This window comes from Kitasatospora xanthocidica (assembly GCF_014656195.1).
GTDB classification, from domain to species: Bacteria; Actinomycetota; Actinomycetes; order Streptomycetales; family Streptomycetaceae; genus Kitasatospora; species Kitasatospora xanthocidica.
The window spans coordinates 31,564-55,262 of the sequence record NZ_BNBY01000036.1 but is presented as its reverse complement, the minus strand read 5'-3'; the positions used below and the strand labels follow the sequence as shown (position 1 = coordinate 55,262).

17 protein-coding genes are annotated in these 23,699 nt (G+C 74.9%); 4 read left to right on the top strand and 13 right to left on the bottom strand.

What is annotated here, in order from left to right; genetic code table 11:
• The first annotated feature begins 33 nt into the window (after window positions 1-33).
• Window positions 34-459: an SDR family NAD(P)-dependent oxidoreductase gene (locus tag IE332_RS35990; protein ID WP_189924993.1), complete on the top strand. Its 426-nt coding sequence runs from the start codon at window positions 34-36 to the stop codon at window positions 457-459.
• 53 nt (window positions 460-512) lie between these two features.
• Here IE332_RS35990 and IE332_RS35985 read toward each other — a convergent pair whose 3' ends face one another.
• From IE332_RS35985 to IE332_RS35955, 7 genes are all read right to left on the bottom strand, one after another.
• Window positions 513-1,541 carry a nucleoside triphosphate pyrophosphohydrolase gene (locus IE332_RS35985; RefSeq protein WP_229929183.1) on the bottom strand — a complete coding sequence of 343 codons (1,029 nt, stop codon included), beginning with the start codon at window positions 1,539-1,541 and terminating at the stop codon, window positions 513-515.
• 297 nt (window positions 1,542-1,838) lie between these two features.
• Window positions 1,839-5,468 (bottom strand): transcription-repair coupling factor, encoded by a 3,630-nt coding sequence (gene mfd, locus IE332_RS35980; protein ID WP_189924989.1) that lies wholly within the window; start codon window positions 5,466-5,468, stop codon window positions 1,839-1,841.
• 667 nt (window positions 5,469-6,135) lie between these two features.
• Window positions 6,136-7,614: a hypothetical protein gene (locus tag IE332_RS35975; protein ID WP_189924987.1), complete on the bottom strand. Its 1,479-nt coding sequence runs from the start codon at window positions 7,612-7,614 to the stop codon at window positions 6,136-6,138.
• A 265-nt stretch (window positions 7,615-7,879) separates the two neighbouring features.
• Entirely contained in the window at window positions 7,880-10,678 is a 2,799-nt protein-coding gene (locus tag IE332_RS35970) for an SUKH-4 family immunity protein (RefSeq protein WP_189924986.1), read from the bottom strand.
• Between the two features lie 85 nt (window positions 10,679-10,763).
• A complete protein-coding gene (locus IE332_RS35965) occupies window positions 10,764-11,765 on the bottom strand; it encodes an HNH endonuclease (protein ID WP_189924985.1) in 1,002 nt (333 codons plus the stop codon).
• A 125-nt stretch (window positions 11,766-11,890) separates the two neighbouring features.
• Window positions 11,891-13,033: a DegT/DnrJ/EryC1/StrS family aminotransferase gene (locus tag IE332_RS35960; RefSeq protein ID WP_229929182.1), complete on the bottom strand. Its 1,143-nt coding sequence runs from the start codon at window positions 13,031-13,033 to the stop codon at window positions 11,891-11,893.
• Window positions 13,030-14,250, bottom strand: a complete 1,221-nt coding sequence (locus IE332_RS35955; RefSeq protein ID WP_189924984.1) for a Gfo/Idh/MocA family protein — start codon at window positions 14,248-14,250, stop codon at window positions 13,030-13,032. The genes IE332_RS35960 and IE332_RS35955 overlap by 4 nt, the downstream gene beginning before the upstream one ends.
• A 524-nt stretch (window positions 14,251-14,774) precedes the next feature.
• On the opposite strand from IE332_RS35955, the gene IE332_RS35950 reads away from it, so the two are divergent.
• Together IE332_RS35950 and IE332_RS35945 are read left to right on the top strand one after the other, a co-directional pair.
• Window positions 14,775-15,236 carry a YwqJ-related putative deaminase gene (locus IE332_RS35950; RefSeq protein WP_189924983.1) on the top strand — a complete coding sequence of 154 codons (462 nt, stop codon included), beginning with the start codon at window positions 14,775-14,777 and terminating at the stop codon, window positions 15,234-15,236.
• A gap of 93 nt (window positions 15,237-15,329) precedes the next feature.
• Window positions 15,330-15,857 carry an SUKH-3 domain-containing protein gene (locus IE332_RS35945; protein WP_189925009.1) on the top strand — a complete coding sequence of 176 codons (528 nt, stop codon included), beginning with the start codon at window positions 15,330-15,332 and terminating at the stop codon, window positions 15,855-15,857.
• Window positions 15,858-15,904: 47 nt separating this feature from the next.
• Here IE332_RS35945 and IE332_RS35940 read toward each other — a convergent pair whose 3' ends face one another.
• Window positions 15,905-17,173, bottom strand: coding sequence for a sensor histidine kinase (locus IE332_RS35940; protein WP_189924982.1), 1,269 nt, complete (start codon window positions 17,171-17,173; stop codon window positions 15,905-15,907).
• Window positions 17,174-17,433: 260 nt separating this feature from the next.
• Here IE332_RS35940 and ppc point away from each other — a divergent pair, with 260 nt between their 5' ends.
• Window positions 17,434-20,232 carry a phosphoenolpyruvate carboxylase gene (gene ppc, locus IE332_RS35935; protein WP_189924980.1) on the top strand — a complete coding sequence of 933 codons (2,799 nt, stop codon included), beginning with the start codon at window positions 17,434-17,436 and terminating at the stop codon, window positions 20,230-20,232.
• A 60-nt stretch (window positions 20,233-20,292) separates the two neighbouring features.
• Here the strand turns inward: ppc and IE332_RS35930 are convergent, their stop codons facing one another.
• The 5 genes from IE332_RS35930 to IE332_RS35910 form a co-directional block, all read right to left on the bottom strand.
• Window positions 20,293-21,066 (bottom strand): hypothetical protein, encoded by a 774-nt coding sequence (locus tag IE332_RS35930; protein WP_189924978.1) that lies wholly within the window; start codon window positions 21,064-21,066, stop codon window positions 20,293-20,295.
• Window positions 21,056-21,580, bottom strand: a complete 525-nt coding sequence (locus IE332_RS35925; protein WP_189924976.1) for a SigE family RNA polymerase sigma factor — start codon at window positions 21,578-21,580, stop codon at window positions 21,056-21,058. The genes IE332_RS35930 and IE332_RS35925 overlap by 11 nt, the downstream gene beginning before the upstream one ends.
• A 95-nt stretch (window positions 21,581-21,675) precedes the next feature.
• On the bottom strand, window positions 21,676-21,999 hold the full coding sequence (locus IE332_RS35920; RefSeq protein ID WP_189924974.1) for a hypothetical protein: 324 nt from the start codon (window positions 21,997-21,999) through the stop codon (window positions 21,676-21,678).
• Between the two features lie 136 nt (window positions 22,000-22,135).
• Entirely contained in the window at window positions 22,136-22,714 is a 579-nt protein-coding gene (gene pth / locus IE332_RS35915; protein ID WP_189924972.1) for an aminoacyl-tRNA hydrolase, read from the bottom strand.
• Window positions 22,715-22,863: 149 nt separating this feature from the next.
• The gene (locus IE332_RS35910) at window positions 22,864-23,457 is read right to left on the bottom strand and encodes a 50S ribosomal protein L25/general stress protein Ctc (protein WP_189924970.1); all 594 of its coding nucleotides are present in this window, start codon (window positions 23,455-23,457) and stop codon (window positions 22,864-22,866) included.
• Window positions 23,458-23,699: the final 242 nt, after the last annotated feature.

Here is a 23,699-nt window from a genome sequence, read left to right as displayed (position 1 = left end):
CGGTGCGGTGTCGCCCACAGGGAGGAGCAGACCATGCGGGTCAGCGGGTCAGTCGTCGTCATCGCAGTACTCGACGGCGGGTCGGGCTCCGGCCTCGCCCGCCGGTTCTCCGCCGCCGGCGCCGCCGGAATGCTGATCGCCGACCAGCACGTCGGCATCGCCGAGGACCTCGCCGCCGAACTCGACCGGCCGGGCTGCCCCGTCGTGGGCGTCTCCGGCGACATCCGCCGCCCCAGCGACGTCGCCGCCCTCGTCGACACCGCGGAGAAGCACCTCGGGCCGATCGACCTCTTCGCCGTCGCCGGCCCGGACGGCGAGCGGATCATCTCCCTCGCCGACCTGCCCGACCACCTCGACCTGGAACGCCTCGCCGAACTCGTCGTCCTCGTCGGCGAGGCCATCGGCGAACTCGTCCCGCCGCAGCGGCACCCCGTCCGGGCCACCGCCACGGCGGCCTGAGGCCCTACGCCTCGTCCGGCCTGAGTCCGTAACTCCTCCTCCGGCCTGAGGCCCTACTCCTCGTCCGGCTTAAGGCCCTCGGCCGCGCGCACCGCGTCCCGGTAACCGCGCGCGGCCGAGCGCAGCGCCGCGTCCACGTCCACCCCGGCGTCGTGCGCCCGCTGCGCCACCGCCAGCAGCAGCCGGCCCGCCGACTCCGCGGTCACCTCCGCCGGCAGCTCGTACGGCTCGTCCGGCACCCCCGTGAAGCCCGCCCGGCGCACCCGCGACACCAGCTTCGCCGCGTACGCCAACGCGGGCAGCCCGGCCGGCACACCGTCCAGCACCGACTCGCGGTCCGCCTTCTCCGTGGCCTTCAGCTGCTCCCAGTTCGCCTCCACCTCGGCGGCGCCCCCGGCCTCCACGTCCCCGAACACGTGCGGATGCCGGTACATCAGCTTCTCGACGATGTCACCGGCCACGTCGTCCACGGTGAACGGCTCGGTCGGGTGCTCCTCGGCGATCCGGGAGTGGAAGAACACCTGCAGCAGCACGTCGCCCAGCTCCTCGCGCAGCGTCTCCCGGTCCCCCTCCTCGATCGCCTCGACCAGCTCGTACGCCTCCTCGACCAGGTACTTCACCAGGCTCTCGTGCGTCTGCTCGGCGTCCCACGGGCAGCCGCCCGGCGAGCGCAGCCGGTCCATCACCGTCACCAGGTCCAGCAGCCGCGACCCCGGCAGGTCGTACGAGCCCGGCAGCACCTCGATCTCCGGCACCTCACCCGCCCGCTCCACCGCGAGCCGCGCCAGCGCGTCCGTCAGCCCCGGATCCCCGTCCGGACTGCCCAGCCACACCGTCGCCCCCTCCGCGGCGGGCCGCTCGGTCAGCAGGCGCGCCAGCCCGGGCACCGACCCGGCGGCCGCCACCTCCACCGCCACCCCGGCCTGCCGCACCGCGGCCACCTGCGGATGCCCCTCGTCCCCCACCAGCACCCGCCCCGCCGACCGCAACGCCTCCCACGCCGGCCACGCCAACAACCCGGGCGCGACCCGGTGGGTCGTGGTCAGCAGGATCAACTTGGCACCGGGAACATTCGTCGTCACACCCCCGAACCTACCCGCCCCACCCCACCCCCCGCCGACACACCGCCAACACCGAGACAGGTACATGCCACCACCCGGCCCGGGCCCCCACCCCGCCACACAGGAAGTCGACCCGCCCGACTTCCCGCGCAGGAAGTCGGGCCCTTCGACGAACCAGTGGGGGCCCTGTTCACAGCCGACGCCGCACAACCGCCACCGTCGGCACCCGGACACGGAAACGGCGGCCCCGGGCCGAAGCCCGAGACCGCCGTGAAACACCGCCGTGAACCGCCCCCGCGAACGACCGGCCGAGGGGTGCTACTTCTTCGAACCCGCCAGGTCGTCGAACATGGCCGACAGGAACTCGCTGCACCAGCCCAGCAGTTCCCGGCCGACCAGCGGCTTGCCGCCGATCCGCCCGGTGCTGGGACGCGGCACCAGGAGCTGCTGGGCGGCGGCCTTGACCTGGCTGCGCGGGTAGAGCCGGTTCAGCCGCAGCTGCTGCGACTCCCGCAGCTCCACCGGCCCGAAGCGGACGTTGGAGCCCTGCAGGGTGATGTCCGCGATGCCGCACCGCCGGGCGTACAGCCGCAGCGCGGCGACCATCAGCAGGTTCTCCACCGGCTCGGGCAGCTTGCCGTAGCGGTCCACGAGTTCGTCCCGGACCTGCGTGATGTCGTCCTCCGAGTTGACCGCCGCGATCGAGCGGTAGGCCTGCAGCCGCAGCCGCTCGCCGGGCGCGTAGTCGTGCGGCACGTGCGCGTCGACCGGCAGCTCGATCTTCACCTCCAGCGGCTCCTCCTCCGGTTCCCCGCCGCTCGCCAGCGACTCGCGGAACTCGGCCACCGCCTCGCCGACCATCCGCATGTAGAGGTCGAAGCCGACGCCCGCGATGTGCCCGGACTGCTCGCCGCCGAGCAGGTTGCCGGCGCCGCGGATCTCCAGGTCCTTCATCGCGACGTACATGCCGGCGCCCATCTCGGTGTGCTGGGCGATGGTGGCCAGGCGCTCGTGCGCGGTCTCGGTGAGCGGCTTCTCCGGCGGGTACAGCATGTACGCGTAGCCGCGCTCGCGGCCGCGCCCGACCCGGCCGCGCAGCTGGTGCAGCTGGGAGAGGCCGAAGGTGTCGCCGCGCTCGACGATCAGGGTGTTGGCGTTGGAGATGTCGATGCCGGACTCCACGATCGTGGTCGACACCAGGACGTCGAACTCCTTCTCCCAGAAGTCGACGACGACCTTCTCCAGCTGGGTCTCCCCCATCTGTCCGTGCGCGGTGGCGATCCGCGCCTCGGGCACCAGGTCCTTCAGCCGGGCGGCCGCCTTGTCGATCGACTCCACCCGGTTGTGGATGTAGAACACCTGGCCCTCGCGCAGGAGTTCACGCCGGATCGCGGCCGAGATCTGCTTCTCGTCGTACGGTCCGACGAAGGTCAGCACCGGGTGCCGCTCCTCCGGCGGGGTGGTGATGGTGGACATCTCGCGGATGCCGGTGACCGCCATCTCCAGGGTGCGCGGGATCGGGGTCGCGGACATGGTCAGCACGTCCACGTTGGCCCGCAGCTTCTTCAGCTGCTCCTTGTGCTCGACGCCGAACCGCTGCTCCTCGTCCACGATGACCAGGCCGAGGTCCTTGAACTTCGTCTCGGAGGAGAACAGCCGGTGGGTGCCGATGACGACGTCCACCGAGCCCTCGAACAGCCCCTCCAGCACGGCCTTGGCCTCGCTGTCGGTCTGGAACCGGGACAGCGCCTTCACCGTCACCGGGAAGTTGGCGTACCGCTCGGCGAAGGTCGAGAAGTGCTGCTGCACCAGCAGCGTGGTCGGCACCAGCACCGCCACCTGCTTGCCGTCCTGCACGGCCTTGAACGCGGCCCGCACCGCGATCTCGGTCTTGCCGTAACCGACGTCGCCGCAGATCAGCCGGTCCATCGGGACGGACTTCTCCATGTCGGACTTGACCTCGGCGATGGTGGTCAGCTGGTCCGGGGTCTCCGCGTACGGGAAGGCGTCCTCCAGCTCGCGCTGCCACGGGGTGTCCGGGCCGAAGGTGTGGCCGGGGGCGGCCATCCGCGCCGAGTACAGCTTGATCAGGTCGGCGGCGATCTCCTTGACCGCCTTCTTGGCCCGCTGCTTGGTCTTCGCCCAGTCCGCGCCGCCCAGCCGGTGCAGGGTCGGGGCCTCGCCGCCGACGTACTTGGTGACCTGGTCGAGCTGGTCGGTCGGCACGAACAGCCGGTCGCCGGGGTGGCCGCGCTTGGCCGGGGCGTACTCCAGCACCAGGTACTCGCGGGTGGCGCCCTGGACGGTGCGCTGCACCATCTCGACGTACTTGCCGACGCCGTGCGCCTCGTGGACGACGTAGTCGCCGGCGACGAGCGCCAGCGGGTCGATCGCGTTGCGGCGGCGCGACGGCATCCGGCGCATGTCCTTGGTGGAGGACTTCTGGCCGGACAGGTCGGTCTCGGTGATGACCGTGAGCTTCAGGGCCTCGTCCACGAAGCCGTGCTCGATCGAGCCGCAGGAGACGTAGACGACGTCCCGGGTGGGCGCCTCGGCGAGGTCGGCGACCAGACGGGCCGGGATGCCCTCGTTGCCCAGCACCTCGGCGAGCCGGGACGCCGGCCCGTGCCCCTCGGTCACCATGACGACCCGCCAGTCGGCGGCCAGCCGCTCCTTGGCGTCGGCGATCGCCCGGGCGGTGTCGCCGCGGTAGGCCTCGACGGCGTGCATGCCGAGGGTCAGGGTGTTGGTGTCGATCTCCAGGATGCCGTCGATGGTCGACTCGCTGGTCGCGAACGGACTGACGGACCACCAGGGCAGCCCGATCTCGGCGGCGTGCTCGCGCACCTCGGCGAGCGAGCGCAGCGAGGCGGCGGAGACGTCGATCGCCTCCAGGTCGATCGGCCGGTCCCCGCCGGACGCGGCCGCGACCCAGGAGGCGTGCAGGAACTCCTGACTGGTCGCCACCAGGTCGGCGGCCCGGGTGCGGACCCGCTCCGGGTCGCAGACCACCGCGACCGAGCCGAGCGGCAGCACGTCGACCAGCAGCTCCATGTCGTCCACCAGCACCGGCGCCAGCGACTCCATGCCCTCGACCGCGATGCCCTCGGCGATCTTGTCCAGGATCTCGGCCAGCCCCGGGTGCTCGGCGGCCAGCTCGGCGGCCCGCGCCCGCACCTCGTCGGTGAGCAGCAGCTCGCGACAGGGCGGCGCCCACAGGCCGTGCTCGGCGATCTCCAGCGAGCGCTGGTCGGCGACCTTGAAGTACCGGATCTCCTCGACCTCGTCGCCCCAGAACTCCACCCGCAGCGGGTGCTCCTCGGTCGGCGGGAAGACGTCCAGGATGCCGCCGCGGACGGCGAACTCACCGCGCTTCTCGACCAGTTCGACGCGCGCGTAGGCAGCCGCGGCGAGCCGGCGGGCCACCTCCTCCAGGTCGTGCGACTCCCCGCGCAGGACGGCCACCGGCTCCAGCTCGGCCAGCCCCTTGACCTGCGGCTGCAGCACCGAGCGGACCGGGGCGACGATCACCTGCACCGGCCCGGCCGCCGGGTCGTCCGCCCGCGGGTGCACGATCCGGCGCAGCACGGCGAGCCGGCGGCCGACGGTGTCCGAGCGGGGCGACAGTCGCTCGTGCGGCAGGGTCTCCCAGGCCGGGTACTCGGCGACGGCGTCGGGGGGCAGCAGCGAGCGCAGCGAGGCGGCCAGGTCCTCGGCCTCCCGGCCGGTCGCGGTGACGGCGAGCACCGGACGGCCGTGCTCCCCGGCGGACTGCCCGGCGAGCGCCCGGGCCAGTGCGGCGATGGCGAAGGGCCGGGCGGCGGGCGGTCCGACCAGGTCCAGGTGGCGGCGTCCGCCGGCCGCGGCGCCGGTGGCGGTGGCCGCCCCGATCGCCTCGGCGAGCGCCGCGTCCCGCGCGACGACATCGAGCAGTCCGGTCAGGCTCATCTGGGGTCTCTTCTTCGTCCCGTGGCGGAAGCTGCCCCCGGGCGACGAGGGCCCGCCAGGGCAACGCGAACGGCCCGGCACGCCGAGCGGCCGGGGGTCTCCAGCCTACGCCGCGGCACGGACACGCACGCGGCGTACGGCCCCGGCGAGGCCGCGCGGGAACGAACCACAGACCGACCGCAGGACGAACCGCAGGCCGGAACACCGGGCGGAGCACCGGACCGACGGGTGGACGAACCGAGCGGAAGCCGCGCCGAACAGGGCACGGTGATCCGCCACGAACTGGACATACTCCTGTCACTGGCCGTCCATGGAGATCGCGCACCATGGTGAACGTGCCCGCCGCACCCAACCGTGGGGGATGGCTGCGGCGGCACTGTCGCACCCCCGATGGGGGTCGGAGGTGCGAGGCCGGGCGACCCTGGGTGGGGGCGCCCGCCCAAGCGCCGGGAACCGTGGCGCCCTTTCCTGGAGGGCGCCACGGGTCTCGGCCTACTTCTTTTCCCGCCCCGTGCACCCGCACCCCGGCTCGCGCCCGCACCACGCCCGCGCCACGCCCGGACCCACGCCCCGGACGCGCCCGCACCCCGGACGCAAGAGTTCCGCTGAAACCGCGCCGGCCCGGCGCACCGGCCTACGAGGGGCCGGGGCCGGGCCGGGTCCGCCCTCAGCGGCGGCGGTAGCTGACCGTGTTGGGGGTCGCGTAGCCGGTGCCGTCGTCCACGATGATGATCTTCGGGATGATCCGGGTCTCGTCCTCCGGCTCCTGCTCGGCGCCGACGCCCGCACCCGCACCGGCACCGGCACCGGCCGCAGCGCCCCCGGCGTCCCCGTCGGGCACCGCAGGGGGCGGCGAGGCCGGCTTCGGCGGCACCGCCACCGGAACCACCGGCGCGACCGGGCCGGTCACCACGGACTCGGCGGTCGCCTTGCCGGCACTCCCGCCCACCACCGGCGCGCGCAGCACCGCCGTCGCCTTCTCCCGCGTCCCGGCCGAGCCGGAGGCCGGGGCGGCGTCCGCGACCGGCGTCCGCGCGGGGCCCGCGACCCGCGCCGAGGCCTTCCGCAGGTTGGTGACCGGGATCTCCCCGGTGTCCGCCTCCGAGTCCGCCGGGGCCACCGGGTCCGACGGGTCCACCGCGTCCACCGGCGCCGCGTCGGCCACCGCGTCCGCCGGGGCCGGAGCGGCCGCACCCGCCGCGGAAGCAGGAGCCGCGTCCGCCGGAGCGGAGGCCGCGACGGCCGCCGCCAGCCCCTGGGGCTCGATCTGGCCGACCGCCGCTCCGGTGAGCGAGGCCAGCGTGGCCTTGATGTGGTCAAGGTGCTGCTGCACCGTGTCCAGCCGGGTGTCGAACTCGCGCTGCTCGCGCTCGCTCGCCGCGTTGACCTTCTCGGCCTCCCGGCGGGCCTGCTCGATCAGCTGGTCGGCCTTGGCCTGGGCGTCGGTCTCCAGCTGCTTGATCCGGTTCAGCACGGTCTCCCGCTGCTGTTCCGCCTCCTTGACCCGGCGCTCGGCGGTCGCGGAGACCTCCGTCTCCTCGGCGTCGGCCGCGGCCTGGGCCTCGGCGAAGGTCTCGTCGGCCTTGCGGCGCCGGGTGGCCAGCTCGGCCTCGGCCTGCTCGCTGGCCTCGGCCGCGGCCACCCGCACCTTGGCGGCGTAGGCGGTGGCGGCGTCCCGGGCGGCGCGGCTGTCCCGGTCGGCGTCGGCGCGGATGCCCTCGGCCTCGGCGCGGGTGCGCTCCTCGGTGCGGCGGGCGGCCGCGTCGGCCTCGGCGCGGGTGGTGGTCGCGTACTCCTTGGCGGCCCGGTCGGCCGCCTGGCCTGCCTCGTAGACCTCGTCGCGGAGGTCCTCGGCGAAGCGCTCGGCCTTCTCCCGGACGGCGCGGCCCTCGTTCGCGGCCATCACGGCCAGTCCGGCGGCCTCTTCGCTGAGCACCTGGTAGTCGGGTTCCGGGGCCTCCTCGGCGGCCCTGCGGATGTCGGCCAGCCGGGCCTCCATCTGCCGGATCCCGGCACCCAGGACACTCAGCCGTTCCCACGCCTCGTCGCGCTGCGCGGTGAGCGCGGCGAGGGCTCGCTCGACCTGATCGGGCGCGTAGCCGCGCCGGGCCTGGGTGAAGCCGTTCTGGGGGACGGCGTCGCTCATGGGCTCTTCCCCTCGTTCGCGGGCTGCGGAGCCCATGATCGGACGGAACGCCCGGATCCGGAACCGGTTCGGACACCGGGGCCGGATTCGGTCGTCCTGCGGACCTGAATACGTCGAGGACCGGACGAGTAGACCCATCCTCTTGACCTATTTTGCGCAGATCCGGGCAAAACCCCAACGAGGCACAGCCACGGCGGCATGCCGGAGGGGCCGTCCCGGACACCGGAACGACCCCTCCCCACCTGCGAGGATCCGTAACGGTCCGCTACAGCAGACCGTCCCAGAACTGCTCCAGCAGCACGGCCCACCAGGTGTCCGCGTTCTGCAGGGCCGCCGGGTCGATCGCGGCGAGCTGGGCCTGGAAGTCGGTCGTCCAGCGACCGGCCTGGTCCGGCGTCAGCCCGTACCGGAGCCGCCACATCCGGCCCAGCAGGGCCAGCGCGCGGACGAACTCCGGTACACCGCTGTTGACGAACCGGGGCGGCTGGCCGGTTCCATCGACGTCCACGGCGACCACGTTCGCGGTGCCGTACTGGACGCACAGCTGGCGGCCGTAGTCGTTGCCGAGCACCAGGTAGCCGCCGAAGTCCGGGCCGGCGGGCAGGCCGCGCTCGGCGGCCAGCTCGGCGAGCGTCGGGATCGGACGGCCCTCCTGCGCCTGCGCCCAGAAGAACGGCCCGAAGTCGCGCGGCAGCCCGGCCCACATCAGGCTCTGGGACACCGGCTCGGGCACGCCCTGCCGGGAGACGGCCCGCTGCTCGTAGCGGAACACGTTCTGCCCGAAGGCGGTGCCGACCTCCTGGGCCAGCTGCTGCGGCGGGAGCGGCGGCAGCGCCTGGACCGTCCCCGGCGCGGGCAGCGGCACCCGGAACGGGCGGACCCGCTGGGCACCGGAGGCCAGCTGGTGCAGCTCGTCCAGGTGGTCGAGCAGCTCGGCCATCCCGGCCTGCCGGGACGCGTGGTCACGGCCGTACGGGGCGGTGTGGGTGAGCCGGACGTTCGGCCAGGACGCGGCGATCATGCGGTTGCAGTAGCCGCCCGGCAGGTCGCAGGACTCCAGCTCGGTGTAGAGCTCCAGCACCTGCTCCGGCGGCACGTTGAGCCGGCGCAGGTCCTGCAGGATCTTCCACTCCGGGTGCGGGGTGCCGGGCTCGCTGCGGTGCAGCAGCTTCTGCTCCGAGCCGTCCGGGCCCCGGTAGCTGAGCGCGGCGAAGTAGCCCGGACCCACCGCGGGCACCCCCGGGGGCACCGGCGCGGGCTGCGGCGAACCGGGCACCGCGGCCGGGGGCACGACCCCGGCCGCGCCGCCCGCGTTCGGATAGCCGTAGCCGGCCACGGGCGCGGCCGGGGCCGCCGGACCGCCGGGCGGCGGCGGGACGGCGGGGCCGCCCGACGGCGGGGTGCCCGGGTCCGCCGGGCCACCCAGCAGCGCCGGGTCGATCGCGCCGGCCAGCTGGGTCGCCTCGTACGCCACCCCGGCCGAGAACGTGCCGCCGGCCGGAGTGCCCTGCGGGGCCGGGGCGTCACCGGCCCGCAGGCCCGCCGGGGGCGGGGGCGGCGGGGTCGAACCGGCCGACCGGCCGCCGGGGGCGCCGCCCGGCGTGCCGGAACCCGGGGTGTGCTTCAGCCCTGCGGGCGGGGGCGGCGGCGGGGCCGAGCCGGAGTTGCGGCCCAGCCCGCCGGCGGCGGCACCCGCGCCGGGCGAACCGGCGGAACCGCGCAGCCCGGCCGGCGCGGGCGGCGGCGGGGCCGAGCCCGGGGCCCGGCCGGGCCCGCCCTGCGGCGCCCCGCCGGAGGGCGCCCCGGCGGCCGGGGCGCCGGGCAGACCGGCCAGCCCGGGGGCACCGCCGGGCGGGGCCAGCATGGTCGGTGCGTGCTCCACCGGGGCGCCGGGCGGCGGCGGACCGGCCGGAGCACCGGGCAGACCGCCGAGGCCGGGCACGCCACCGGGCGGGGCGAGCATCGTCGGTGCCTGCTCCACCGGGGCACCGGGCGGGGTGGCCGGGGCCCCCGGCAGACCCATCAGCCCGGGCATCGAGTCCGGCGGGGCGAGCAGCGTCGGCGCCGGCTCGGCGGCCGGGGCGGGCGCGGGGGGCCCGACCGGCGGCGCGGCCGGGGGCTGCTCGGCGGACGGCGGGACCGGCGGCATGCCGTAGCCCCCGCTCGCCGGCGGCATCAGCATGGTCGCGGCCTCGGCGCCGGCCGGAGCGGGCGCGTCGGGCAGGTCCGAGCCGGTGGTGCGCAGCCCGTCGGGCATCAGGACGGTCGCCGCCTCGGCACCGACCGGCGGCGCGGCGGTCGGCGGCACCGGCGAGGCGGCCTGCGGGTGCGGGTGCGGCTGCGGCTGCGGCTGCGGCTGCGGCTGCGGCTGCGGCTGCGGCTGCGGTACGACGAACGGCTCGTCGTGGCCGGGCGGCGGGGCGAGCATGGTCGGCGCGTCGCCGGCGGGCCGGTCGGAGACCGGCGGCTCGGTCAGCACGGCGGGCGCGTGCGGCGCCATCGGAGCGAACGGCTCCTCGACCGGCGCGGGCGCAGGCGTCGGCGCCGGAGCAGGAACCGGTGCAGGCGCAGGAGCCGGCGCGGCCGCACCGCCCCCCAGCCGCTCCGCCTCCGCCGCGATCGCCGCGGCCCCGGCCTCCTGCAGCCACTGCGGCGGGCTGAGCAGGAAGGAGGTCGCCTCCACCGGTCCGGGCGCGGGCTTCGCCGCCCCGGCCGGGTTGGCCGCGACCGGCCGCCCGTAGATCTCCTCGTACTGCCGGACCACCTCGTTGACGGGCAGGGCCGGCCAGAGCGTGCTGGCACCCGAGTCCCGGGCGATCACCAGCCGCGCCTCACCCGAACCCGAGCCCGAAGCCGAGCCAGAGCCAGAGCCAGAGCCCGAGCCCGGACCACCGGAGCCCGACCCCGGGCCGTCCGGACCGGCGTCCCCGCCCCCGGGCGGCATCGCCCAGCAGACGAAGCCCAGGTCGAACTCCCGGACCCGCACCTCGCGCTGCTGCGAGCGCGGCACCCCGCCGTTGATCCACTCCTCGGCGAGCTCCTGCGCCTGCGCGTACGTCACCACGCCCGGTTCACCCCTGTCCGCATCCTCGTCGTCCCCCGCTCCACCAGCACCACCGCGTTCCCCGCGGCCACCGCGGCCCCGCGCATCAGCCCACCGGGACGGCCCGGGCGAACCCGCCGTCCACCATCAGCTCCGCGACCGTCTCCAGCTCCGGCGGGCTGCCGGCCAGCCGCAGCAGGAAGTCGTCGAAGTCCTCGCCGCAGGGCAGCAGCAGCCGGGCGCAGCGGTCCTCCGGGGCCTCGGAGGCGCCGGAGTCGCGGGCGTCGTCGTACAGGTGGAACCAGACCGAGCCGGTCCGCTCGCCGCGGACCTTGAGCGCGACGAGCCCGCCCTGCGCGTAGGCGATGCCCAGGTAGTCCTTGGTGAGGTGGTCGCGCAGGCACTTGTTGGCGTACACGACGTCCTCGGTGCCGTACTCCTCGGTGAGGGTCAGGAACGGCTGGTCGAGCAGCAGCCCGAGCTCGGTGTCCAGCGCGACCCCGACCGGGCCGCGGCCGCCGCCCAGCTTGAGGAAGGTGCGGTAGGCGCCCGGCAGCCGGTAGCCGAGGCGCTCCTCGGCGCGCTGCACCAGGTCCTCGGGGACGCCAATCGGGTCGCCGCCGTCCAGGGCCAGCGCGAAGTGGACGGGCCGGCGCTCCTGCAGCGGGCGGGTGCCGCGGCGGGTGTGGTCGGCGGAGGAGGTGGCCAGGCCGCCGTGGTGCCGCAGCAGCGCCTTGACCTCGACCGGGACGAGCTCCATCCGGCGCCAGCCGGGGGCGGCCCGGCCGACGGCGTGGTGCCAGGTCCAGCCGGGCGGGGTGGCCACGGCGGTCTCCAGGTCGGCCCAGAGCGGGTGGCCCTGGGTGTACAGCGCGGCATTGGCCGAGACGTAGTCGGTCAGCCGCAGTTCGTCCACGCCGAAGCCCTCCGGCGGGTCGGCGACCTCGGCCGCGGCGGCCGCGTACGGGCCGAAGTCCGGGTAGCCGTACTCGTCCATGCTGACCCCGGCGGGGTGCCGCTCCGCGCGGACCGGATCCGGGAACTGCACCACCTGACCTGCGTACGCCGCGTTCGGTGCGGCGGCGACGCCGGGCCGACCTGTCGTCATCTGGGAGCCCCCACTGGCTGCTGCAATTACTCGGTGCTTGCTGGGCACCAGCCTAGAGCCTGTCCTCAACCCCCGGCCCGGCGGACCGCCCCGGCGGACCGGGGCACCGCCGGGTCACCACCGGGTCACCGCCGGGCGTGCAGGGCCCGCGCCAGCACCCGTGCCACCCGCTCCTGCTGCGCGCCGGTGAGGTGCGGGTGCAGCGGCAGGCTGAGCAGTTCGCGGGCGGCCCGTTCGGCGACCGGGAACGACCCGGCGCGGTGGCCGAGGTGACGGAACGCGGGCTGCAGGTGGACCGGCACGGGGTAGTGCACCCCGGCGCCGATCCCGGCGGCGTGCAGTGCGGCCAGCACCGCGTCGCGGTCCCGGCCCGGGCCGATCCGCACCGCGTACAGGTGCCAGACGTGCTCGTTGCCGGGCGCGGTCCGCGGCAGGGTGAGCCCGTCCAGCCCGCCCAGCAGCGTGTCGTAGCGGGCGGCGGCGGCCCGGCGGGCGGCGTTCCAGGCGGGCAGCCGGCGCAGCTTGGCGCGCAGCACGACGGCTTGCAGGGCGTCCATCCGGGAGTTGCAGCCGAACCGTTCGTGCCGGTACTTGTCGCGCGCGCCGTGGTCCCCGGTCAGCCGTACGGCGTCGGCGAGTTCGTCGTCGTCGGTCAGCACCGCGCCGGCGTCGCCGTAGGCGCCGAGGTTCTTGCCCGGGTAGAAGCTGGTGGCCGCGATCCGGCCGTACCCGGTGCGCCCGTGCTGCCGGGCGCCCTGGGACTGCGCGGCGTCCTCCACCACCGGCCGCCCGTCGGCCGCCTCCAGCAGCGGCCCCATCGGGGCGAGTTGGCCGAAGAGGTGGACGGGCAGCAGCGCGACCGCGCCGCCCAGCGCGGCGGCGGCCCGCTCCGGGTCCATCAGGAGGTGCGCCGGGTCGGCGTCCACCAGCACCGGCCGGAGCCCGGCCCGCAGCACCGCCTCGGCGGTGGCGACGAAGGTGTTGGCGGGCAGCACCACCCCGCCGCCGGGCGGCAGGTCCAGGGCGCGCAGGGCCAGTTCGAGCGCATCGGTGCCGTTGCCGGCGCCCACGCAGTGCCGGGCGCCGGCGAAGGCCGCGTACTCCCGCTCGAACCCGGCCACCTCGGGCCCCTTGACGAAGCCGCCGGAGGCGAGCACCCGGTCGAAGCCGGCCCGGACCTCGGCCTCGACCTCGGCGTGCGCCGCCGCCAGGTCGACCAGCGGTACGCCTTCCGCCGCCTCGCCCCCCTTCACCCCGTCGCCGCTCACCGGGCCTCCGCCCCGGCCCGGGCCGCCGTGCCCACCGGGACGGTCGCGCCGCCGAGTTCCAGGCTGAGCGAGGCGGCCTCCAGCAGCTGGAGCACCCGCACCCCGGCCCGGCCGTCGGTCAGCGGGGCCCGGCCCTCGGTGATGGCGGCGGCGAACTCGGTCATGACGTTGCGCAGCGCCTCCTGCTCGACCAGGGCCGGCGCGACCATCTCGCCGACCCGGTAGGAGATCAGCGCCCGGTGCCGGATCGCGTCGGTGAGCTGGTCGGGCGGGGTGAGGTCCACCCCGCGGTCGTGCACCGCCAGCCGGGCCTGCGGGTTGAGGTCGTCCCAGACCAGGGTGCGCCGCGAGCCGCCGATCAGCGTGGTGCGGACCTTGGTCGGGGAGAGCCAGTTGACGTGGCAGTGCGCCAGCGCGCCGTTGCTGAGCCGGACCGTCAGGTAGGCGACGCAGGCGCGGCCGGCGCCGATCGGGTCGGCGCCCTGGGCGGACACCCCGACCGGTTCGACCCCGGGCGGCAGGACGAAGTCCAGGATCGACAGGTCGTGCGGGGCGAGGTCCCACAGCACGTCCACGTCCGGCTGCACCAGGCCGAGGTTGATCCGCACCGAGTCGAAGAACTGGACGTCCCCGATCTCCCCGCCGTGCACCAGCTCGCGGATCCGGCGCACCACCGGGGTGTAGCAGAAGGTGTGGTCGCACATCAGCGCCAGTCCGCGCCGCTCGGCCAGGTCGACCAGTTCCTCGGCCTCGGCGGAGGAGGTGGTGATCGGCTTCTCCACCAGCACGTGCTTGCCGGCCTCCAGCGCCGCCCGGACCAGCGCGTAGTGCGCCCCCGCCGGCGTGGCCACCGCGACCGCCCCGACCCGCTCGTCCGCCAGCACCCGCCGGAAGCTGCCGGTCACCCCGACGGTGCTGTACTCCCCCAGCACCGCGCGGGCCTTGGCCTCGTCCAGGTCGCAGAGCCAGTGCAGCCGCAGCGCCGGGGTGTGCTGCGCGTTGCGGACCAGCTTCGGGCCCCAGTAGCCGGCCCCGACCACGGCCAGCCCGACCGGGTGCTCCGGCACCGGCCCGGGCGGCTCCCCCGGGGTGGGGACGTGGCCGCCGGGCGCCTGGTTGGCGGCCTGTTCGGCCCCGGTCCGCCAGGGCTCGGCCCCGGCCCGCCCGGCCGGGACCCTCCCGGCGCGCCCGTGCCCGGCCTGTGGTGTCGACGTCATCGCGCGAGCCCCCCGGGGGGTGTCTCCCTGATGGGGCCGGGCGACCGCCGCCGGGGCACGCCCCTAGGCGCCTTCTCGTCAGTCGCCGATGCTCCGCATGGACTCCATCCTCGGCGGCGCCGATGCACGCACCCCGACGACGCCCGCTGATCCGACCCCACCAAGGAGACACCCCCTTGCTCCGCGCCGGGCGGGCACGGGCCCTCCCCGGCGGCCTCAACGTCCGGCGCGGGCACCGGAGTCGGCCCCGCCGGCGGCCGCCCGGACGGCCGGCCTCGCCCCGGCCCGCTGCCGGAACGGTACCGGCCGCCGCCCGGGCCCCGGGGCGTTTTCGGTAAATCGGTGGACAAGTCATGACGAGGGGGTGTGCATTCGGCCAGCATCGGGTGACCACCCGTCCGGTCCGACCGGTATCCGTCACCCCCGCACCCCGGTTGTACGGATGTCGGTGTCGTTTGACAGGCTTGCCCACGACCGGCCGGGCCACTCCGGCCGACGCCGGGTAACGAGGAGGAGGACGACGGATGACCACCGGTGAGCCGGCGGACCCGCCCGTGCTGCGCCACCACCGCGACAGCCTGCTGCCCGCCGTCGCCGCCGCGCTGTCCCTCAAGGGCGGCGAGGTGCACACCCTGGCGGGTGACAAGGCCGACCGGCGCCCGGTCCTGCACCACCTGGTCACCGGCTTCCTGGACACCCTGCCGCTGGAGGACCGCGAGCGGTTCACCGGCCGCTGCCCGGAGGCCGTCCTGCTCTCCCAGTACCTGGCGGCGGTCGACGGCCGGCGCTCCAAGCGCGCCGCCCGCAAGCCGATGACCCTGCACGAGGCCCGCAAGGCACTCAAGGGCGCCCGGATGACGACCGTCCGGATCCGCGAGGAGGGCGACCCGGCGCACGGCACCCACGCCCCGCCGTGCCGCTCCTGCGTCCCGATGCTGGAGCACTTCACCGTGCAGAGCGTCGCCGTCGGGCCGCCCGCGCGCTGACCGGCCGAATGCCCGCCCGGTCCGTCCCCCCGTCCCCGAGCCCTGGAGTCCGTCCTGAATCCGCCCAGCCCGCCCCCGCCCCCGCCGGCCACCCTGTCCGCCACCGGCAGCGCCGCCGCCGGCACCCTCGCGCGGACCCGCCCCCGTTTCCCCGCCGACGTCGCCGCCGAGCTCAAGGCGGCCGGCTGGCACCCCGGCCGCTGGCAGATCCGGCAGGCCGAGGAGTGGGCCGACACCCTGGTCGGGCACGGCGAGCCCACCGGCGCCCGGCACGCGGTGTTCCCGGCGGCGGTGGAGGCCTGGGCCGAGTTCGGCGGCCTCGCCTTCGACCTGTCCGGCCCGGGCCGCCAGCTGGCCCGCACCCCGTTCCTGATCGACCCGCTGTGCGGCCTGCACCAGCCGCGCACCCTGCTCGACCTCGGCCGGGCCCTGGGCACCCAGGTCGCCCCGCTCGGCGAGGAGGCGTACGGGCAGGCGCTGCTGGCGGTCGACGAGGAGGGCCGGGTCTACAGCCTCGACCACACCGGCGAGTGGTTCCTCGGCCACGGCATCGACCAGGCGATCACCGCCCTGGTCCTGGGCACCGCCCCGGAACGGCTGCGCACCGCGGACGACCGCTGACGGACGGGCGGGTGGCAGCACCCGCACAGCGCGGCGACGGCCGGCGGCTACCGCAGCCGCTCGGCCCGGACCGCCAGCCGGGACGGCAGCACCGCCTCGACCCGGAACCCGCCGTCCGCCTCCGGCCCGGAGGAGAAGGTGCCGCCCAGCGCGATCACCCGCTCCCGCATCCCGACCAGCCCGTTGCCCCCGCTGGGCAGCTGCGCCGCGCCGCGCTCCCCGCCCGGGCAGGCGTTCACCACGCTCACCCGCACCCCGTTCGGCGCGTACGCCAGCAGGACGGACACCTGTGCGCCGCCCGCGTGCTTGTGCGCGTTGGTCAGCCCCTCCTGGACGACCCGGTAGGCGGTCTGCTCGGCCTCGCCGGTGAACTCCTGCCGGCTGCCGCTGACCGTCAGGGTCACCGCCATCCCGGCCGCCCGGGACTGGTCCACCAGCCGGGGCAGCCCGGCCAGCGAGTCCGGCTCCGGCTGCCGCTCGTCGTCCATCCGCAGCACGCCGAGGATCTCGCGCAGCTCGTTCAGCGCCTGCCGGCCCACCTCGCCCATCAGCTTGGCGCTCTGCGCGGCCTTCTCCGGGTCCTTGGCGGCGATCCGCTCCAGCGCCCCGGCGTGCACCACCATCAGCGACACCCGGTGCGCCACCACGTCGTGCATCTCCCGGGCGATCCGGGTGCGCTCCTCCAGCCGGGCGCGGCGGGCGCGCTCCTGCGCCTGTTCGGCCAGCAGGTCCAGTTCGGTCTCCAGGCCGTGCGCGCGGTCCTTGAGCGACTCGATCAGCCGTCGCCGCGCGCCCACGTACAGGCCGGTCACCACCGGGGGGACGGTCAGTCCGACCGCCACCAGCACCGAGATCAGGACCTGGCCCCACAGCGGCGGCTGCTCCACCGTCGGGTCGCCGGGGGTCAGCATCGACACCATCATCACGGCGACCGCCTCGGCGAGGGCCAGCGCGGACAGCGCCACCACCCGCCAGCGCCGGGTGGGCCACTCCCAGGTCTCCGCCAGCGTGTACAGCGCGACCACCAGCAGCACCACACCGAGCATCCCGGGCATCGCGATCAGCGTGACCAGGACCGGGACGGCCGGCCAGCGCCGGCGCAGCACCAGCGAACCGCCGGCCAGCGTGCCGAGCACGGCGATCCCGACCAGGCCGGCGGTGGTCAGCTCGACCCGGTCGGAGAGGAAGGCGATCGTGCTGAGCGCGCACTCCAGCGCGGCGAGCACGGCCAGCCCGATGTCCAGGAAGGCGCTCCGCGGCCGCTTCCACCACCAGAACGACCGAACCGGCACGCGCTCCCCAGGCGACTTGCTCATGTCCGACAGCGTATGCGCCAACCCCCACCCCTCCCCACCGGGATTGTCCGGCACACGTCCCGAGTCCGCCAAGTGGTCCAGACCACATCCGCTGCTCGGCGGCACTGTCCGCCATCCGGCCACCTCGCGGACAGCGCACCTCCCGACACCTATGCTGGTCGCGTCGGACAGCGCGGTCCGCACGCGTCACAACCGCCACACGGGTGTGGAGCTGTGACGATGAGCCGTTGCCGAACCCCCACCACCACAGGGAGCCAGCCGTGACCGCTCCGGTCCCCGCCCCGGCGGACAGCCTCACCCCGGCCGTCGCCGACAACGCAGCCCTGCGCGCGGACATCCGCCGCCTCGGCGACCTGCTCGGCGAAACGCTGGTACGCCAGGAGGGCCCCCAGCTGCTGGGCCTGGTCGAACAGGTCCGCCTGCTCAGCCGCACCGACGGCGAGGCCACCGCCGAGCTGCTCTCCGACATCGACCTGGACACCGCCGCCAAGCTCGTCCGGGCCTTCTCCACCTACTTCCACCTCGCGAACGTCACCGAGCAGGTGCACCGCGGCCGCGAGTTCGCCACCCGCCGCGCCCGGGAGGGCTCGCTGCTCGCGCAGACCGCCGACCAGCTCGCCGAGGCCGACCCCAAGCACCTCGAGGACACCCTGGCCCACCTCGCGGTCCGCCCGGTCTTCACCGCGCACCCCACCGAGGCCGCCCGCCGCAGCGTCCTCAACAAGCTGCGCCGGATCGGCGAGCTCCTCGACCGCATCCACCGCGAGGAGCTCGCCTCCGGCCTGGTCGCCGCCGACCCGGCCCGTACCAGCAGCGCCAAGCGCTCCGCCGACCGCCGCCTCGCCGAGGTCATCGACCTGCTCTGGCAGACCGACGAACTGCGCATCGCCCGTCCCGAGCCCACCGACGAGGCCCGCAACGCCGTCTACTACCTGGACGAGCTCTACCGCGAGGCCGTCCCCGAGGTCCTGGAGGAGCTGCACGAGGAGCTCGCCCGGGTCGGCCTCACGCTCCCCGACGGCGTCCGCCCGCTGACCTTCGGCACCTGGATCGGCGGCGACCGCGACGGCAACCCCAACGTCACCCCGCAGGTCACCTGGGACGTCCTCAACCTCCAGCACGAGTACGGCATCAAGGACGCGCTGGCCGCCATCGACGACCTGCGCAACACCCTCTCCACCTCCGAGCGGCTGGCCGGCGCCTCGGTCGAACTGCTCGCCTCACTCAACACCGACCTGCACCTGCTCCCCGAACTCAGCCCGCGCTACCGGCGGATGAACGCCGAGGAGCCCTACCGCCTCAAGGCCACCTGCATCCGGCTCAAGCTGGAGAACACCCGCGAGCGCCTGGCCGGCGGCACCCCGCACGTCGCGGGCCGCGACTACCTCGGCACCCGCGAGCTCGTCGCCGACCTGCGGCTCATCCAGGAGTCGCTGCGCGCCCACCGCGGCGAGCTGATCGCCGACGGCCGCCTCGCCCGCGCCATCCGCACCATCGAGGCCTTCGGCCTCCAGCTCGCCACCATGGACGTGCGCGAGCACGCCGAGGCCCACCACCACGCCCTCGGCCAGCTCTTCGACCGCCTCGGCGAGGAGGCCTGGCGCTACGCCGACATGCCCCGCGAGTACCGGCAGCGGCTGCTCGCCAAGGAGCTCCGCTCGCGCCGCCCGCTCGCCCCCACCCCGGCCCCGCTGGACGAGGCCGGCACCAAGACCCTGGGCGTCTTCAACACCATCCGCGAGGGCTTCGAGCGCTTCGGCGACGAGATCGTCGAGAGCTACATCATCTCGATGTGCCAGGGCGCCGACGACGTCTTCGCCGCCACCGTCCTGGCCCGCGAGGCCGGCCTGATCGACCTGCACGCCGGCATCGCCACGATCGGCATCGTGCCGCTGCTGGAGACCACCGACGAGCTCCAGCAGGCCGACCGCATCCTCGACGAGATGCTCTCCGACCCCTCCTACCGGCTGCTCGTCTCGCTGCGCGGCGACGTCCAGGAGGTCATGCTCGGCTACTCCGACTCCTCCAAGTTCGGCGGCATCACCACCTCCCAGTGGGAGATCCACCGCGCCCAGCGCCGGCTGCGCGACGTCGCCCACCGCTACGGCATCCGGCTGCGCCTCTTCCACGGCCGCGGCGGCACCGTCGGCCGCGGCGGCGGCCCCTCGCACGAGGCCATCCTGGCCCAGCCGTGGGGCACCCTGGAGGGCGAGATCAAGGTCACCGAGCAGGGCGAGGTCATCTCCGACAAGTACCTGCTCCCCTCCCTCGCCCGGGAGAACCTGGAGCTGACCATCTCCGCCACCCTCTCCGCCTCCGCGCTGCACACCGCCCCGCGCCAGGCCCCCGAGGAGCTGGCCCGCTGGGACGCCGCGATGGACCGGGTCTCCGAGGCCGCCCACACCGCCTACCGCGGCCTGGTCGAGCAGGAGGACCTGCCGAAGTACTTCTTCGCCTCGACCCCGGTCGACCAGCTCGCCTCGCTGCACCTGGGCTCCCGCCCGTCCCGCCGCCCCGACTCCGGCGCCGGCCTGGACGGCCTGCGGGCCATCCCGTGGGTCTTCGGCTGGACCCAGTCCCGCCAGATCGTCCCCGGCTGGTACGGCGTCGGCTCCGGCCTCGCCGCCGCCCGCGCGGCCGGCCTGGGCGACGTGCTGGACGAGATGTACGGCGAGTGGCACTTCTTCCGCAACTTCCTGTCCAACGTCGCCATGACGCTGGCCAAGACCGACCTGCGGATCGCCCGCCACTACGTCGAGCAGCTGGTCCCCGGCGAGCTGCGCCACGTCTTCGACCAGATCAAGGACGAGCACGCCCTCACCCTGCGCGAGGTGCTCCGGCTCACCGGCGAGGGCGAACTGCTGGAGCACAACCCGGTGCTGAAGCAGACCTTCGCCGTCCGCGACGCCTACCTCGACCCGATCTCCTACCTCCAGGTCGCGCTGCTGCGCCGCCAGCGCGAGGAGACCTCGGCCGGCCGCCACGACGACCCGCTGCGCGCCCGCGCGCTGCTGCTCACCGTCAACGGCATCGCCGCCGGCCTGCGCAACACCGGCTGACGGCGGGCACGTCGAAGGGCCGGTGCCTCCCCCCGGAGGCACCGGCCCTTCGCGTCCGTCTCAGAGGCCGACCGAGACCAGGTGCCCGTACTGCTTGATCAGCTGCTCACGGGCGGTCTCCGCCTGCGGGGTGTGGATGATCACCCCCGTGCCGTCCACGGCGATCTCCACGTTCACGATCTTCACCTTGTACGTCGCCGACCAGTCCCCGGCCTCCGCCCGGATCTCCCGGGCGAGCGTCAGCAGCGAGGGGTACGAGGGCGTGTCGACGAACTTCACCTTCACGGCCGGCCACGGGGCCAGGGCCTGCGCCACGGCGGCGTCCAGGCCTGTCGGGCCCGGGTTCCGCCTGACGATCAGCGTGTTCGTCTCCGTGTCCCGGCAGGTCGAGAAGTAGTGGTCGTCGTACCCGTCCCGCACGATGTGCTCGACCGTCTGGCCCGCCGCCGACAGCTCCGGCTGCGGCGTCTCGAGCCCGATCGGTACGGCCGACGCGAACGACCCGCCCGGGCAGCTCAGGACCCGCGTCACCAGGATGTCGTTCTCCGCCCCCCGCTGCACCAGCCGCCCGTCGCTCGGGGTCGGGCTCGGCGTCCTGCTCGGCGCCGCCGCCGGCCCGAGGGCCGCGCTCCCCCCGCCGCCCAGCTGGGTCAGCACCCCCGCGCCGAGCGCCAGCACCGCCACCGCGGCTGCTCCCCGCACGGCCACCGTGCGCCGCAGCCGCCGCCGCCCGGCCACCCTCAGCTCGGCCACCGGCGCGCCGGCGCCGACCCGCGCCGCGCGCGCCCCGAGCCGCACCGCCAGCTCCTCCTCGAACCCGTCCTCAGTGGTCACGACCCACCAACTCCCTCACCGGTTCCAGTTCCTGTCGAAGCGCCTTGATCCCGCGCGCCAGATGGGTCTTCGCCGTGGCCACCGAACAGCCCAGTTCCTGGGCCACCTGCGCGACCGGCAGGTCGAGGTAGTAGCGCAGCACCACCGCAGCCCGCTGCCGCCGCGGCAGCCCGGCCAGTGCGACCGCCAATTGCCCGTCCGGCTCGGCCGCCTGGGCCGCCGGCGAGTCCGGCGGGGCGGAGGTCAGCACCTCGCGCCTGGTCCGGCGCCACCGCGAGACGTGGGTGCGGACCATCGTCGTGCGGACGTAGCCCTCGGCCGCCCCGAGGTCCCGGATCGTCCTGCGTTTCGGGTACACCCGGGCGAGGGCGTCGTGGAGCAGGTCACGGGCGTCGTGCAGGTCCCCCGTGATCAGGTAGGCACCGCGTAGCAGGGCCTGGTACCGCGCCGAGACGAACTCGTCGAAAGGGTCACCCCCGCCGCCGTCCCCCTGGCGTATGTCTTCGCGCTTCATACCCCCAGGACGCCCCGCCCCCGCGAAACGGATGACAGCCGATGACGAAGGGCCGGCGCCCACGTTCGTGGACACCGGCCCCTCGCCGCACGTTCCTACTCCGCGGACTCACCCGCGCGCCGGCGCTTCAACCACAGCGCCGCGCCGCCGGCCACCACCACCAGGCCGCCGCCGACCGCCAGCAGGCCCGCGTCGGGCCCCATCGACTCGCCGAGCACCGGCGCGAACTGCGCCGCCGCCGGATCCGGGGAGGCCGCCGAGTCGGGCTCGGCCACCGGGTCCGCGTGCGCCACCGCACCGCCCGACAACAGCACCCCGGCCGCCCCCAGCGCACCGGCCGTACCGACCCGCCGTCCGAACTGCTTCAGCCGGACCACCCGGATCCGCCGGATTCGGCGGACCGGACGCAATCTCCGCATCGAGAACTCCCCAGGACCCGTTCGCGTACCCGGCCGACGCTATCCGATCCCGCAGGGGCTTCTCACACGGATTCAGGCCCGGCCGGGCAAGCGTTGTACGACTGTTGCGTACCCGGCGCGCCGTGTTGACGGGCGTTCAGGAGTTGTACGTGCCCTGCGCCCGCTCCAGCCCCTCGGACAGCAGCGCCTCCACCGCGTCGGCCGAACGGTCCACGAACCAGTCCAGCTCCTTGCGCTCGGTCGAGGAGAAGTCCTTCAGCACGAAGTCCGCGACCTCCATCCGGCCCGGCGGGCGGCCGATCCCGCAGCGCACCCGGTGGTAGTCCGGGCCCAGCGACTTGGTGATGGACTTCAGCCCGTTGTGGCCGTTGTCCCCGCCGCCCAGCTTCAGCCGCAGGGCCGCGTAGTCGATGTCCAGCTCGTCGTGGACCGCGATCAGCGCGGCGGCCGGCGCCTTGTAGAAGTCGCGCAGCGCCGTCACCGGACCGCCGGAGAGGTTCATGAAGGACATCGGCTTGGCCAGCACCACCCGCCTGCCCGCCAGCCGTCCCTCGGCCACCTGCGCCCGGCTCTTGTGCGCCTTGAACTTGGCGCCCATCCGCTGCGCCAGCAGGTCCACCACCATGAACCCGATGTTGTGCCGGTTCCGGGCGTACTGCTCGCCCGGGTTGCCCAGCCCGACCACCAGCCAGGGGCCCTCGTACTCGTCCGCCATCGTGCCCTCACTCCTCGCCTTCACCGCTCGACGCCATCATCCCCTCAGGCGCCGTGTCCCGGACGCACCGCTGCCCCGGACGCTCCAGCGGGAGCGACCGGGGCAGCGGTCTCAGCTACACAGCGTTCTCAGCTGCCGGTGCGCGAGGCTCAGGCCTCGGCGCCCTCGGCCTCGGCGGCCTCAGCGTCGGCGTCGGCCTGCGAGGCCTGGGCGCCGATGACCTGCAGCACGACGGCGTCGGCCTCGACGGCCAGGGTGACGCCGGCCGGCAGGGCGATGTCCTTGGCGTGGATGGAGGCGCCGGCCTCCAGGCCCTCGACCGAGACGGTGACGGACTCGGGCAGGTGGGTGGCCTCGGCCTCGATCGGCAGGGCGTTCAGCACGTGCTCGAGCAGGTTGCCGCCGGGGGCCAGCTCGCCCTCGGTGTGGACCGGGATCTCGACGGTGACCTTCTCGCCGCGCTTGACCAGCAGCAGGTCGACGTGCTCGATGGAGCGCTTGATGGCCTCGCGCTGGACGGCCTTCGGCAGGACGTACTCGTCCTTGCCCTCGATCGGGACGACCAGCAGGGCGTTCGGGGTCTTCAGGGCCATCATCAGGTCGTGGCCGGGCAGGTTCAGGTGAACCGGGGCGTGGCCGTGGCCGTAGACGACACCCGGGACGAAGCCGGCGCGGCGGGCGCGACGGGCGGCACCCTTGCCGAACTCGGTGCGGGTCTCAGCGGCAATACGGATCTCGGACACGACTGCACTCCTCGTGGAAGATGGCGCGGGGGTGCAGGCAACGCGAAAAACCGCCGGGACCACACCCTCAGTACGTTCGGGGGTCACTCGGCGGCAACGGCCTGCCGGCGGACGGGGATCCGGCACCGGCAGCGCGTCGATCACGGACGCGGGCGCCCGTCGAGCAGGCGCACGGCATCCCTCGCCGAGCAGTTTCACGAGTCTAACCGCATGCGCGGCCTCCCGCGAAATCGGCGGCGGCC